This is a genomic window from Pseudomonas sp. NBRC 111119 (assembly GCF_001320125.1).
Lineage (GTDB): Bacteria > Pseudomonadota > Gammaproteobacteria > Pseudomonadales > Pseudomonadaceae > Aquipseudomonas > Aquipseudomonas parafulva.
This window is the reverse complement of the sequence record NZ_BCAV01000068.1, coordinates 1-13,877: the sequence shown is the minus strand read 5'-3', so window position 1 is coordinate 13,877 and position 13,877 is coordinate 1. Positions and strand designations below refer to the sequence as shown.

9 protein-coding genes and 3 pseudogenes are annotated in these 13,877 nt (G+C 56.6%); 3 read left to right on the top strand and 9 right to left on the bottom strand.

Annotated elements, in window-relative coordinates:
- Positions 1-36: 36 nt before the first annotated feature.
- The 5 genes and pseudogenes from APH25_RS22590 to APH25_RS26340 form a co-directional block, all read right to left on the bottom strand.
- The gene (locus APH25_RS22590; RefSeq protein WP_060483470.1) at positions 37-2,550 is read right to left on the bottom strand and encodes a TonB-dependent siderophore receptor; all 2,514 of its coding nucleotides are present in this window, start codon (positions 2,548-2,550) and stop codon (positions 37-39) included.
- A gap of 123 nt (positions 2,551-2,673) precedes the next feature.
- Positions 2,674-3,507: a FecR family protein gene (locus APH25_RS22585; RefSeq protein WP_060483469.1), complete on the bottom strand. Its 834-nt coding sequence runs from the start codon at positions 3,505-3,507 to the stop codon at positions 2,674-2,676.
- A gap of 3 nt (positions 3,508-3,510) precedes the next feature.
- Positions 3,511-4,047 carry an RNA polymerase sigma factor gene (locus tag APH25_RS22580; protein ID WP_060483468.1) on the bottom strand — a complete coding sequence of 179 codons (537 nt, stop codon included), beginning with the start codon at positions 4,045-4,047 and terminating at the stop codon, positions 3,511-3,513.
- Positions 4,048-4,152: 105 nt separating this feature from the next.
- Positions 4,153-4,356: pseudogene (locus APH25_RS26345) on the bottom strand (methyl-accepting chemotaxis protein); the annotation flags it as partial.
- 54 nt (positions 4,357-4,410) lie between these two features.
- Positions 4,411-5,142: pseudogene (locus APH25_RS26340) on the bottom strand (PAS domain-containing protein); the annotation flags it as partial.
- Positions 5,143-5,684: 542 nt separating this feature from the next.
- On the opposite strand from APH25_RS26340, the gene APH25_RS22570 reads away from it, so the two are divergent.
- The gene (locus APH25_RS22570) at positions 5,685-6,590 is read left to right on the top strand and encodes an AraC family transcriptional regulator (RefSeq protein WP_082428416.1); all 906 of its coding nucleotides are present in this window, start codon (positions 5,685-5,687) and stop codon (positions 6,588-6,590) included.
- A gap of 13 nt (positions 6,591-6,603) precedes the next feature.
- On the opposite strand, the gene APH25_RS22565 is transcribed toward APH25_RS22570, so the two are convergent.
- The gene (locus APH25_RS22565; protein ID WP_060483465.1) at positions 6,604-7,101 is read right to left on the bottom strand and encodes a GNAT family N-acetyltransferase; all 498 of its coding nucleotides are present in this window, start codon (positions 7,099-7,101) and stop codon (positions 6,604-6,606) included.
- A 152-nt stretch (positions 7,102-7,253) separates the two neighbouring features.
- Between APH25_RS22565 and APH25_RS22560 the strand changes: the two genes are divergently transcribed.
- Both APH25_RS22560 and APH25_RS25230 read left to right on the top strand, forming a co-directional pair.
- Positions 7,254-7,586: a hypothetical protein gene (locus tag APH25_RS22560; RefSeq protein ID WP_060483464.1), complete on the top strand. Its 333-nt coding sequence runs from the start codon at positions 7,254-7,256 to the stop codon at positions 7,584-7,586.
- Between the two features lie 49 nt (positions 7,587-7,635).
- Positions 7,636-8,163, top strand: a complete 528-nt coding sequence (locus APH25_RS25230) for an SH3 domain-containing protein (RefSeq protein WP_082428415.1) — start codon at positions 7,636-7,638, stop codon at positions 8,161-8,163.
- A 478-nt stretch (positions 8,164-8,641) separates the two neighbouring features.
- On the opposite strand, the gene APH25_RS25225 is transcribed toward APH25_RS25230, so the two are convergent.
- From APH25_RS25225 to APH25_RS22545, 3 genes and pseudogenes are all read right to left on the bottom strand, one after another.
- Complete coding sequence (locus tag APH25_RS25225) at positions 8,642-11,413, bottom strand: TrlF family AAA-like ATPase (RefSeq protein ID WP_082428414.1); 2,772 nt, start codon at positions 11,411-11,413, stop codon at positions 8,642-8,644.
- Between the two features lie 294 nt (positions 11,414-11,707).
- Positions 11,708-12,582 (bottom strand): annotated as a pseudogene (locus APH25_RS22550) (DUF4113 domain-containing protein); the annotation flags it as partial.
- A gap of 546 nt (positions 12,583-13,128) precedes the next feature.
- On the bottom strand, positions 13,129-13,877 hold a 749-nt coding region (locus APH25_RS22545; protein WP_156333259.1), incomplete at its 5' end, for a DNA adenine methylase.

The window sequence follows — 13,877 nt, the reverse complement described above, 5'->3', positions numbered from 1 at the left end:
TGCGGTTCAGGCAGGCGTCCGGCGCAGCAATGCCGCTTACCAGAAGGTGCCACGCAGCGTCAGCACAACGTTGCGCGGCTCGCCATAGTAATTTCCATACTCAGAAGTGCCGACACTCGCGTAATAACGGCGATCAAACAAATTGTTGCCGTTTAGCGCAACCGTCCAATGATTATCAATATCGTATTCAATCATCGCATCGTAGACCGCATAACCGCTCTGGCTGAAATTATAATCATTGCTGTCTGTCACATTGCCGTTGCCATCGAATCGGTAGGCTTTACCGGTGACGTAAGTGGGGCTCATGGCCGTTACCCCACCCCCCACGCGCCAGCCCTCCAGCGCCCCCTTGAAGTTGAAGACGCTCCACAGTTTCAACAAATGACGGGGCGTTACCGTGCTCGACAGCGTCTCTTCGCTGCTGTTGCGGATCATGTTGTAGGTATACCCCGCCATGATGTCCCACCCCGGCATGATCTCGCCGGTCGCCTCCAGGTCGATGCCTTTGCTGATGACCTTGTCCTGCGCCAGGAAGCAACATGAGCTGCTGTAGCTGAAGGGTGGGTTAGGGTATGCCGGGTCGGTGGCCGCCTGGTGCTCACGGGTGGTGTAGAACAGCGCTGCACTGACATTGAGCGCGCCCTGGAACAGCTCTCCTTTGAGGCCGGTTTCATAGGTTTTACCGGTCATTGCCTCAAGGGGTGATGGCGAGGCCTCGGGGCCTTGCATTTTCTGCGACTGCGGCTTGAACACTTCCGAGTAACTGGCATAAGCAGACCACTGTTCGTCCAACGCATAGATCAGCCCACCATAGGGCACCAGCGTGGTCGCTTCGCGGTCGGTGACCCGGTCCTGCTCTTGCCACGGCCCGGTGCCGTCATTGTTGCGCAGGCTATAGGCCTGCTCGAACGTGTAACGCTGGGCGCGGGCGCCGGCCACGAGTTTCAGCGGGTCGGTCAACTGCAGGCGCAGCGTGGTATAGGCGCCGTACTGCTCTCGCGTATTGGGGTTGTAGTCCCGCCAGAAGCTCCGGTTGGAGCCCAACTCCGGCAAGGGCGTGGCACCAGGGTTCCACAGGTCGATCAACCCGCCTTTACCGTTGACACCCATGGCAGCGCGCCAGCGACTGGTCACCTTCTGGTAGTCGGCGCCCAGCAGCAATTCGTGCTGGCGGCCAAAGGCGTCGAAGGTGCCCGAAAGGTTGATGTCGAATACGGACTGGTTGCTCCAGCTTGAAACGTAGCTGCCCCACCAATACGTGCCGGTGTTGGTGGTTTCGTCTACTGAGCCGTAAGGGTTTATACCTTCAACGTTGGCGCTGTTATACGAGTGGGTGTAGGACGCGTTGAGCTTCCAGTCCGGGTTGAAGCTGTGGTCGATCTTGGCAAACCACTCCCGGGTGTAGCTGTCCGACCATGCCCGGTTGGAGGTGAACCAGGTGCTGCGCGGCAGTTTCAGGTCGCCACCCGTGCTGTAGCGCGGCAGGCCGTCCCCGGTACCATTGTCCTTGACCTTGTCGTAGCTGCCACCCACCGTCAGCATCGTGTCATCGGTAACGTCCGCTTCCAGAATGCCGTACAGGAACGGCTTTTCAGTGCTGCGTTTGTCCATGAAGTATTGGCGGTCGGTGTAGGCCGCCACTACCCGGCCGCGCAGCTTGCCGTCCAGGCCCAGAGGGCCGGTGAGGTCCACTTCGCTGCGATAGTTGTCCCAGGAGCCTGCGGAAGTGTTCAGTTTCAGCTGGTAGCTGGCCATTGGCCGCTTGCGCACCAGGTTGACGATGCCACCCGGGTCCCCGGTGCCGCCCAACAGCCCACTTGCACCGCGTAATACCTCAACGTGGTCATAGGGCGCCATGTCGTACAGCCGCTCACTGTAGAAGGTGCCTAGCCCGGTGCCAATGTCCATCGGTGACGTGCCGTCGATCTGCACGTTGTCAATACCGAAACCCCGGGAATAGAACTGCTGCGAACTGTAACTGTTGTTGCGCACGGTGATGCCCGGGGTACGCTTCATGGCTTCGGGCAGCGTGGTGATGCGCTGGTCCTCGATCATCTGTTGGCTGATGATGGAAACAGCCTGGGGGGTGTCCTTCAGGCTGGTGGGCGTTTTCGAACCCACGCTGACCAGGCCTGCCGTGTAGGACTTGCTGTTTTCGGTCGCCTCACCCATCCCCTGCCCCTGAATGGTGATGGCCCCGAGGGTCAGCGCATTGTCGGCAGTGACCTGTTCGGCGATCACGTAGCTGCCCTCCGCCGTCTTCTCCACTCTCAGGCTCGAACCCTGCAACAGCCGTTGCAGCGCCTGCTCCACGCTCAAATGGCCAGCCAGCGAAGGTGCCTGCCGGCCCGCAGCGGTATCGGTGGCGAACAGGATGCGGCTGCCCGTCTGGCGGGCCAGGACGTTGAGCGCCTGGTCCAGTTGCTGGGCAGGTACATTCACGTTGTACTGGGCTTCCTGGGCCTGCAGGCTGGAGGCCAGCAGCAGGCTTGCCGTCAGTGCCGACAGGCGGCCGACATGGATACGGCGCGGTGATGTGTGGTTGTTCATGCAGCTCCCCAATGACGCGATCAAAAGTGACGTTCATTGGCAGTGGCGGATGAAAGTAGCGCAATGTTGAGGTGCGATGCGAAAAATTATCGTTAGCTTCTGATAACCGCCCCGGCGACAGCGCTATCGGCCGCTCACTGTAACGGTGCCGTTACCGGAGCGGGTCACTATCACGGGCAGAATCGCCGGCAGCAGGTCAATCAGCGATTCGATGGCCGCCGTGTCAAACTCCCCAGACACACGCAGGTGTGCCAAACGCGGGTCTGCCAGGTTGACCGGCGCCTGGCGGTAACGACGGATATCGGCCAGCACCTCGTGCAGCGGTGTGCCATCAAAGCGCAGTTTGCCTTGCTGCCAGGCACTGGCTTGCGATGGCGCACGTGCTGTGACACGCCCGAGGCGTTGATTGCTCGCCAGCACCTGCTGGCCGCCCTCCAGGCGTTGTGGCGCAACCGAAGCGGTTGAAACCTCCACCGCGCCTTCCAGCACCGCAACCGCGACACCGCGGGCGTCGCTGCGCACGTTGAATACGGTGCCAATATCCCGCACCGTCACCCCTTGGCTGCGGACGATGAACGGCCTGGCACCGTGCGCAACGGTGAAGGCGGCCTCCCCTTCCAGCAGTTCAAACTGGCGGCTACGCAAGCGGTGTTCGATGCGCAGGTGGGTGGCGCTGTTGAGCACCGCGTGGCTGCCGTCGGGCAACTGCAGGCGCTGGCGCTGGGCATAACCGGTGCGCAGGTCATCCGTACGCCAAGCCGGGTCCAACATCCATAACGTGACTGCCAGGCACAGCACCGAAACCGTGGCGCCCAGCACTTTCTTGCGTGTGCGCTGCCGGGCGGTCTGCGCCTTGGCTTCAGCCAGCAATGCCTCACGCGAAGGCACCCGTTCGCGCACTGCACGTTCGAAGGCCGTAAGTGGGTCGCCCGGGTCGGGCCGACGGGGCTGTGCCATGGCTCAGCCACGCCCCGCCAATGCCTGCCGCGCAGGCTCCCAGCGCTGGGCAATGCTGCGCATGGCCCGGGCAAAGTGCTGGGTAACCATGTTCACCGAGATCCCCAATTCACACGCGATCTCCCGTTGCGGCATGTCATGAATCCGATGCAGCAGGAACACCTGCCGGGCACGCGCTGGCAACGCGTCGATGATCGCCAGCAGTGCTTCCAACTGTTGCTCGAAGTCCAGCGCTGCGGCGCCATCAAGTTCATGCACGTGGCAGTCGGGTACCGAGTCGGTGGGTTCGAAGTACGCCAGACGCGTGTTGTCCGCGCGCCGGCGGTCGATGGCGCGGTTGAAGGATGTGCGGCGCAGAAACGCGAATGGCAGCTTGACCGCCTGTTGCGGCGGTTTCTCCAGCAATTGCAGGCACACGTCATGCACGACGTCTCGGGCGAACTGGCTGCCGTGAAAGCGCCTGCGGATATAGGCGACCAGGTCGTCATAATGCAGGGCCAGCGCACTGATCAGTTCGGCATCAGGGGAAGACTTGGTCATGACCAGACAGGGGCTAATTGGGAGTGAGTCGCATTATATATAAAATGCGACCCCTGCCTACTCTTCCCGATCGCCCAGGGTTCAGGTGCGCATCATGTCAGCCGCTTGCTCGGTGGCCTCGGTGGTGCGCGTGGCCAGCTTGCGCACTTCATCCGCCACCACCGCAAAGCCCCTGCCCGCCTCGCCTGCACGGGCCGCTTCAATGGCCGCGTTCAGTGCCAGCAGGTTGGTCTGGCTGGCAATGCTCTGGATGGTGCCGACAATCTGCGTCAGCTTGACGATGTTCGCTTCCAGCGTGCGCTGGTGGGCCGCTTCGGTATCGCGCATGGCGCTTTGCTGGTGCTCCAGGTCCACGTCCACCAGCGCCCCTACCACCCGCAGTGGCGCACCGTGGGCATCGCGCTTGGTCTGCCCGCGTGCGCGGAACCAGCGGTATTCGCCGCTTTTCATCTTCAACCGGTACTCGATGTCGAAGGGGGTCTTGCCGGAGCGGTCGTTCAGGTGGGCCTGGAACGCTTCCAGGCTGTAGGCCTTGTCTTCCGGATGCAGGCGCGAGGCCCAGCTGTCCAGCACGTCAGGGAATTCCTCCACCGTTTCGAAGCCCAGCAGGCGGCGGAACTGCGGCGACCACCAGAACGGGTTGTTCGGGTTGACCGGGTCACCCGCGATCACTTCCATGTCCCACAAGCCATCGGACAACATCTCCCGTGCCAGCTCGAAACGGGTGATGATCACATCATGTTCCTGCTCGCGCTGCAGCTCGTCATGGATGTCCCGCAACGCCCCGGCAACCCGCAGCGGCACGCCCCGGCTGTCACGCAGAGTTTCGCCCTGGGCGAAGAACCAGCGGTAACTGCCGTCCTTCATGGCCAGGCGGTTGCGCACCCGGTACGGTGTCATGCCCGACTTGTCGTTCAGGTGGCGGGCAAACGCATCCAGGGTGGCGGCCCGGTCATCCGGGTGCAGCCGGTCGGCCCAGCTGGCCAGCACGTTGGGGAAATCGCGCTCGTCGCGAAAGCCCAGCATCTCCCTGAATTGCTGCGACCACCAGAAGCGGTTACGTGGGTTGACTGGGTCGCCAGCCACCACTTCCATGTCCCACAGGCCTTCGCTGGAGGCGCGGTTGACCAAGTCGAAGCGGGTTTCCGAAGCACGGGCACTGGCATCGGCTTCGGCCAGCAACTGGCGCGCAGACTCCAGCTCGCGCTCCAGTTCGGCAATACGGTTGTCCCGCTCTGCCGCTTTCAGTTCGCGTGAAGTCCATTCACTTTGCACGTCTGCCCAGCTGGCCGAGCCTTGGCCAGCCTCGGCCCTGGAGGAGGAAGGCAGCGCGGCAGCCAGTTGCCTGAGGACCTGAAGCTCATGGCGGTTACGAAATAGATGAAGCATGGGTTGATACTCGGAGGAAGACGAAGAATGCCGAATCCCTGGCTTGCATGGCACATTGCAGCGGTTACATAACGCAGCATCTGCGGTTGCGAGACGCAATCAGTGCATACTCCGACCGCTGCATTGCGCAAAAGGTTGCGTAGCACTGACATCATTACGATATCAGTTTTAAAGGCGCAGTCACTGCCTAGTGAACACTATTGCCGACAGAGCAACTACGGCTAGGCAACGCACCCGCTGAAGCGGGAATGATAGGCATACCGCAACGTTCAGAGACCCCATCGTTGACCGACCAGAAACTGCTCGCCAAGTACGCGAAACGGTTTGATGCCGTACTCGCCCACATTGATGGCCACCTCGACGGTGACCTCTCGGTCGAAACGCTGAGCCGCCTTGCGAATTTTTCGGCGTATCACTTTCACCGACAGTTCAGCGGGTTCATGGGCGTGCCGGTATCGCGCTACGTCCAGCTCACCCGGCTGCGCCGCGCGGCACATCAGCTGGCGGCGTCACCACAGGTCTCGGTCGTGCAGGCCGCGCTCGGTGCGGGCTTCGAAAGCCCCGAGGCGTTTTCCAGGGCGTTCAGGCGCGCCTTCGGCATGCCCCCTAGCGCCTTTGCCAAGGCGCCCAACTGGAAGGCCTGGAGTGCGGTGTTCGTGGTTCCCCACCTTGCCAGGCGTATCAGCATGCAGATCCGTATCGTGAACTTCCCTGAAACCCGCGTTGCCGCGCTGGACCACCACGGGGCGCCCAACCGCGTGGGCGAAACCGTGGCGCGCTTTCGCCAGTGGCGAATGCAGACCGGCCAATCGCCCGTCGCCAGCTGCCGCACGTTCGGCATCCCCTACGACAACCCCGACACCACCCCCGCCGAGGATTTTCGCTTCGCCGTGTGCGGCGAGATGCGCGATGCCTTGCAGGCCAACACGTATGGCGTGCAAGCGCGGGTGATACCGGCAGGACGGTGTGCGGTGATCCGCCACGTCGGCTCGCTGGACTGCATTGGCGAAACGATCTACCCGGTGTACCGGGACTGGCTGCCCGCCAGCGGAGAAGAGCTACGCGACCATCCGCTGGTATTCGAATACCTGAGTGTGTATCCCGAAACACCGGCAGAGCGGTGGGAGACGGATGTTTATGTGCCGTTGAAATAAGCCGGCTTTGGCACTAATCGGCCTGCTCGTCGGGTACCTGATTCAAGGTGGCCAACATGATCACTTCCGTGGCCGAATACAGGCCGTCGATACTGGCCACCACCTTTGCGCCCAGCACTTTCGCGTAAAGCTGCTGGGCAGCGTTGTCGGCACGGGTTGAGACAAGGACTGACTTTATACGTTGGCCCTGGCTGCTCAACGCTTCGGTAACTAAGGCCAGTGACGCCCTGATCAGATGCTCGCCAAAGCCGCGCCCGCGATGCCGGCCGGCCACCGCTATTTGATCGAGTTCCAGCGTGGCCTCGGGGCGAATGCCGGACTTCTGGGCCCAGAAGATATAGCCGGCGATTTCGCCTTCCAATTCCAACACGAACGCCAGCATTCGCGGTGCGGCGGACAATGTGGCGTGTACCCAGGTTTCGGAGCCCATCTGGCGTGTGAAGGCCTCGCGGTGGAGGGTTGCGATTGGCTGGGTGTCGGCGAGGGTGGCGGGTCTTACTTGGGGGTGCATGAGGGCGGCCTGGGTTGGGTCAGCGGGTGAGCCATCTGAGTGGGCGGTTGGGTGGGTCGTTCAGCGAATTCGCAGTCAAGCGCGGTGAAGGACTGGCACTTGGTAAAGCAGGATACTATTGGCGGCGGCTCATTAGGAGGCTCGGTGCAGAGATGAACCTGGAAGAATGGGATGAAGCGGTGCCCAATCCGCTCACTGCGCGCGAGGCCTGCCAAGTGCTGCGGGAAGCGCTTTTCGGGCGCCGGACGATGACAATTGTTCGTGGCCAGGTTTCAGAACAATTGGATTGCTTGCATTACGTAGTGGATGTCGATGGCTGGAAGATGCGCATCTGCGCCAACAACGGCGAGCCTGAGTATTGCGAGTTATGTGTGAGCCCGGATGGCAAGTGCTGGGCGTTCGACCCGGGTGCCCGTATTGATCCGATTGCGTTGCTGTCAGGGTGGGAATATCAGAATCTGCAGCGGTTGCTGACTACACTTTGAAGGGGATGGCTGCGGTACCTGCGTTGCTTACTGAATAGGTGCAAGGGATATGCGCGATAAAAGACAGTTATGGCTGCTGCCAATCGTGGTGCTCTTCGTCGTGGTCTGGGCAACCGGAAAAAAGAGCCCGTCTGAAGTTGAGAAGCCGATTAGCCCCACGCCAGTGAGCACCCTTGCGGCCGAGTCGCCAGGTGTGGGGCAAAAACCCTCATCTTCAACACTTGAGCATTTTGTAAACGCTGACAAGCTGAACCTGCGCGCGAGTCCAGGCGGCACGGTGGTTGGCAGCCTTAAACGGGGTGACACTGTGCGAGTTTACGAACGGCGCGCGGATTGGGGTCGCATCAGCCTCGATGGCCAGGCTCCGCGTTGGCTTTCGTTCAAGAACCTGTGCACCACAGCAAATTGCTTTGCCAATACCACGCAAAAAAGGCAGCGGGCGGTTCCGCAGCCTGCTCGCAACGCCGGACCTGCGTATGGTATGTCGTGCCCCTGCTCTTCTGGCCGTGTTTGTATCGGGCCCCGCGGTGGTCGGTACTGCATTACCTCAGGGGGTAACAAGCGGTATGGCATTTGACGGGTTTTGTAGCGAGGTCGGGCTGGATGGTTTAGAGCCCAGCTGAAAGCCCCCCATCGGCCAAAACCGGACGCGGGATTGCTTGGGTTGATAGACTATGCGCCTCCTCGAGTACCACTTGGCCTGGCGCGGTGCGCCTGGTCATTCAGACACGTGACTTAGATGCATCAAGACCTGAACAAACAACGCATTGAGCCGTCCCGCCGCTTCAGCGTTGCCCCCATGATGGATTGGGCATACTCTGTGTCCGACTCCCGAATTTCTTGACCTCCAGCGCTACTGCACTGTTAACGTACCATTTTTGTACCAACACGCTCAAAAACTGTGCTGCCAGGCACCTACGTTTCCCCAAACTCAGCGTATGACTGTCTAAGCAATGCTCATCGTGGCTCTAGCTGAGCATCGCAGTATTTAGCAGCCAAACGCGTTGTCCGTAGCCTATAGGGATACATCGTCTCAGCTTGTAGACAAAGCTGTTTCAATTACCTCCCAAATTCACCATCCTTCGGTAGCGCTGCTGAAGGGCTATTTCCCCACCCTCCATAATTTCACATACGTTTTTACGTACATGCATATCCTGCAACCCACCTGAAGCAGTAACTTCGATTTGCCCACGATCTTGAAGGGCGATGACATATTCAGAGTCACCATTCACAACTATATTTGGATTATGCGTGACAACTACTAACTGCCGCTCCGACTTATTATCTTGCAATTTCGATACAATCAAGGAAGTTATCAACCCGTTATCAAGATCATCTTCTGGCTGGTCTAGAACAAGTGGCTCATCCCCATAGGATAGCAAGAAGGACAAAACGGTGGCCGCTTTTTGACCAGCCGAACCCTGAGCTATGTCTTTAAAACGCTTACCATCATAGTACTTTACAATTAATTTATCCTCAGGAAACCATGAGACCACGTTATTCATTACTTCACGGGGAAGCCCAGCTACAAAGTCCAAAAACCTTTTTCCAGGCGTAGCGGAATATATCTTTCCTTTTTTTGGAAGATTTACAAAAGCGGACTTGAATTCATGCAATTTCGCCAATCGATTTTCAAGTAAACTATCAAAATCCAACTCATCCCGTCCCACACCCTGCAACACAGCATGCAGATCATAAAGACACCCACTACCTTTTTCAGGGTCGTACAGCTCCCCAACGAAAGTCGAGTCTAACTTGGATATAACCTTACGGAAATCCTGATCTATCCTATTCTCATCAACAAATGGATCCAGAACTAACTCAATCGATGCACTTGACTTGACATACTTATTTATGAATTCTAGACGGCGCCTACTAAGATTTTTTCTCAATCCTTTCAGTCGTTCATACGACTGCAGCGCAGCAGAGTGCAACTCATTCACTTTTCCTTCCACTACAATCAAGGCTTCTAAAGACTTCCTCAACGCTGCGCGCTGCGAAACAAGCTGTTCATAGATAGCAGGATTTTGTACGCCTTTCCTATCCAACTCCTCGACCAAAGCCTGGTATTCCCGAACGACGGTTTCGTTATCTGACGCAAATTTTGATGATTGTAGCCATTCCTGCAACTGGCCCACTTTGCTTCTAGCTTCATGAATCAAATTCATTACATTTCGTTTTGCCGCTTGCATGACTTCAGCAAGCTCATTGATTTTTTGAACCGCCTCAACATTAGCAGGCGAAGGTGTCTTCAACTCCCCGGACGCTATTGATGAAAAGTTATACGACTCAACAGCCAAATACATATCACTCAGATGGCTTTGAAAATCTTCGACCTTCCCATTCACCAGACGCTGATCATCACCGGTCCGCTGATATTTGGTAAGAATATTTCTATGCCCGGACGACTCAATCGCTTGAATTTTTTGGTCTACGTCTGCGAGCTGGCCTGTCAGAGTATCTTTATGTGAAACTTTCGCTAGAAGCTCTCGCTTTTCCTGATTTAGGCGCAGGAAAAGATTCTCTTCCTCTTCCCACTGCATCCTCCATGCTAACTGATCGACCTCAGATGACTCATCGATCAAACGAAGCAGCGAATTTGGATTCTTTGCAATGTCAAAAATCTGCCTCTGGCTGAATATTTTAACCGGAAAGCGACTTATCGGATCACCTACTTCCCCCACCCAACCAACCAACTCGTCATCACGGAATATTTTTATTTCTTCACCGTTCCGCCACTCAAGTTTATAAAGAGTGTTTTGCTTTTTATACAGCATCTCTATAGCAGTTGTATCTAGAAGCACTCCGTAATCATCTCGAGACAAAGATTTACGAGCAAAACGCGTGAAGCTATCTCGGACCTCATTCCCTACTGGCAGGTCCAATAAATCCTTGGATCTACCCGTCGCGATCCGAATGAATTCTAGCAGCGATGATTTCCCACTCCCGCGACCTCCGATAATCGAATTAAGCCAAGGATTAAACCGTACCACAAACTCTTTACCTCGCCCGCAGTACTTGGCATCCTTCACCTTAACTTCTATAAGCTGGGATTCCGAAGCCCGATTTGGATCACCCTCAAAGGTATCTGAGCGACGAATAGAGGAATTCCCATCAAGCAAAGCAAGCCGAAGCCCAACTATTGAAGGCTCCGACATTTTCACCCAAGTAAATGAGCGTCCCACAGCGGTCGGTGTGTGAGCATCAGAACCGACAATCTCTGGTAACTCTAAATTCAAATTGCGATATCGATGGAGGGCCGAGTTATCAACACCAGGACGATCTTGAGGAAAAACTATTTCTATAGCCGATGACTTATTACAAACCTGTGCTATTGTAGCCGCTGACTGCACCCCTCCGAGACCAGCCGGCATATCGATGTGAGCAGGTATTGCAACGCCCCCACACTTAATTATCTCTTCAACAACTTTTTCTGCACTATCTTCAGCAACGCCGTCACTATCGCCATAGGTTGCACGATAGTGGACCGCCCCTACTACACCATTTATGAACTGCGTGTTCTTTTCCGGATCGAATATACCTAATATGTGAACGTTTCCGTTTGCCGTTATCTCTACTCCCGGGAAGACATGAATAACTTCCCCTTTGGCTCGCAGATCAGCAGCTGCTTCCTTTAATCTATCAACCCACTCGCCTGAGTTATGGTCGGTTACAGCAACACATTCAATGCCCTTTTCAATATAAGCCGACAACCACTCTTCAGGCGATATCGACTTTAATCCAATATTTCCTTTACCATAATCCATTGATGCAGGGGTATGGTTGTGGAAGTCGAATTTCCACCAGCGCGATCCTACGATGTCCATGGACAGCTCACCTTGTTGGTTTTTGACCCAAAGCTAGCCATTTGCCATGCCTGTGTCTACAGCGCTATCGCTTCAGCCTCTCGCTGAAGACAAGTCATACAGCGATAATTGATAGCAAGCTAATCGACTAGCTCCATGTGCAACAGAATTGTAGCGGGGAGAAGCCCAACAGGCGCCCTCGTGGAAACCACAAATTAGGCGCCTGCTCGCAAGGGTTGGCGAAGCAGCTAGTAAGCTTGGCTGGACCACTAGCGGTGGCTGACTCAAACCATTTTGCCTCAGTCAGAACACACGTTACTTAGCATAAACGGCCCAAAAGTGGTCAACTGGCGTCGTGTAAGACTGACTCACCATTTCCCGGCGCATTCCCCAATAAGGGATGCTAGGAACGCTCCCGGTCCGCACAGTCCCCCTGCCATACCGGTCGTTGATCTCATCGAGCGTAGACATCAGCCGAGTACAAGCAACTGGCTGCGTCACCGGGAACAGGTCGTCGGCGAACTCACTAGGCTGCCGCAGATCAACCAGTAAGATCTGAGCTTTGCTGTACCGATATCCGGCCTGGTAGATTCTCTCTACAGCCTCCGTTGCCGCCTTGCTCAAGAGCAAGGTGTCGTTGGTGGGATATAGCAATTCGACCAGGGCACCCTTAGGGAAGTGCAGCTCGTAGGGGTTGAACATGCCAGTGGAATCGAAATTCGTATGCGCTTGCACACCGAACCTTGGGCACGCAGCTTCTCGGCCGCCCGCCCCGTGTAGGTGGCCACTGCCTGTTTAGTCGGAGTCAGCTCCGTCAGGCGTTTGCCAAACATCCGGCTGCATCAGATCGCCTGCTTCGGTGGATCTGTCTCGTCCAGTTCAAGGCAATGCGGGCCCGTGAGTTTTCGCGCCGTCTTCTCCACTACCACGCTGAACTTGTCACGCAACATCCTCGGATCTGCCTTGGCCAGATCCATCTTCGTGCGGATCCCCATGGACTCCAGATGCACTGTCATCTGCCTGCCGGTGCCCCACACCTCTTTCACCTTTGTGTTACGAAGCACCCAGTCACGCTTAAAGAAGTCAGTAATGTCGACGACCCCACCGGTCTGCGTCTGCATACGCTTTGCGGTGTGGTTGGCGAGCTTCGCCAAGGTCCTGGTCCGGGCAACGCCGACACCGACGGGGATTCATGTACAACGCAGCACCTTGGCCGCACATCCGGCGGAACTGAGTGATTTGAGTGGCACGCCGTACGCAAGGAGGTAAGCGATGCCCGTAACCAAAGGGCTGGACTGATATCACCTTCGAGTTGAAACGATCTCAGCCAGCGCCGGGGACAGCATTTTTAGCGGCTAAAGTTACCGAACCGCCCCAACCACAAGCGAAAGTTTAGCTAAAGAAATCTTAAATAAAGAAATAAATAAATCTACAAATGTAGAAATCTACACTTCGATCAACGTCCAAAAGAACAAAAGCGCTTTTGCGCAAAAACGCAAAAGCGCACGCAACATACGGCTCATGGGCTTCGAAATGGGAGACCACACCTCACCCCCTCCGAAAAACAACTATTGACAAGACTAAAAAAACTCAGATTAAATTCGCCCCCAACGTGGAATCGAAGCCATCTCGCACAGCCGCTGAGTGCTTGCGCTCATCTTGGAGAAAGTATGTCGACTTTTAAATTGTTTATTATCTTCTGCATCGAGGTTGTGCGATGGCTTCAATTACTAGAACTAGAAAAGTTGCTCCAATACTGAAGGCTGCCAGTTCATTATTACCAGTTCTCCCGTAACCTCTGCCTTAGCCTGTCGCTGGTTTGTGTTGGTATAGCGAATATCCAGAGATTCGAAGTGAAAGCCATCAAATGCTCGCCGGATGTCCGGGTGGTCGTTAATGCTGACCATCACTTTGCCCTTGCAGACCCGCATGAAGTCCGCCATGCGCCTGTATTCCGTGAAAGGGAAGTCCACGCCGTATCCGGCGGTTTGCCAGTAAGGCGGGTCCATGTAGAAGAACGTGTGCGCTCGATCGTATCGCTCGGCGCAGTCGAGCCAGGGCAGATTCTCGACGTATGTGCCGGCGAGGCGCTGCCACGCGGCGGAAAGGTTCTCCTCGATGCGCAGCAGGTTGATGGCCGGCCCAGTGGTGGCAGTAACGAACGTTTGCCCTGTGATCTTTCCACCGAAAGCATGCTGCTGGAGGTAGAAGAACCGGGCAGCACGCTGGATATCGGTCAGGGTTTCTGGACGCGTCATCTTCTGCCATTCGAAGAGCTGCCGAGAACTGAGCGCCCATTTGAACTGGCACACGAATTCCTCCAAGTGGTTCTGCACAACGCGGTACAGGGTAACTAGGTCACCGTTGAGATCATTCAACACCTCCACGGGGGCGGGCTGGGGACGCATGAAGAACAACGCGGCACCGCCGGCGAAGACTTCGACATAGCATTCATGGGGGGGAAAGAGGGGGATCAAGCGGTCGG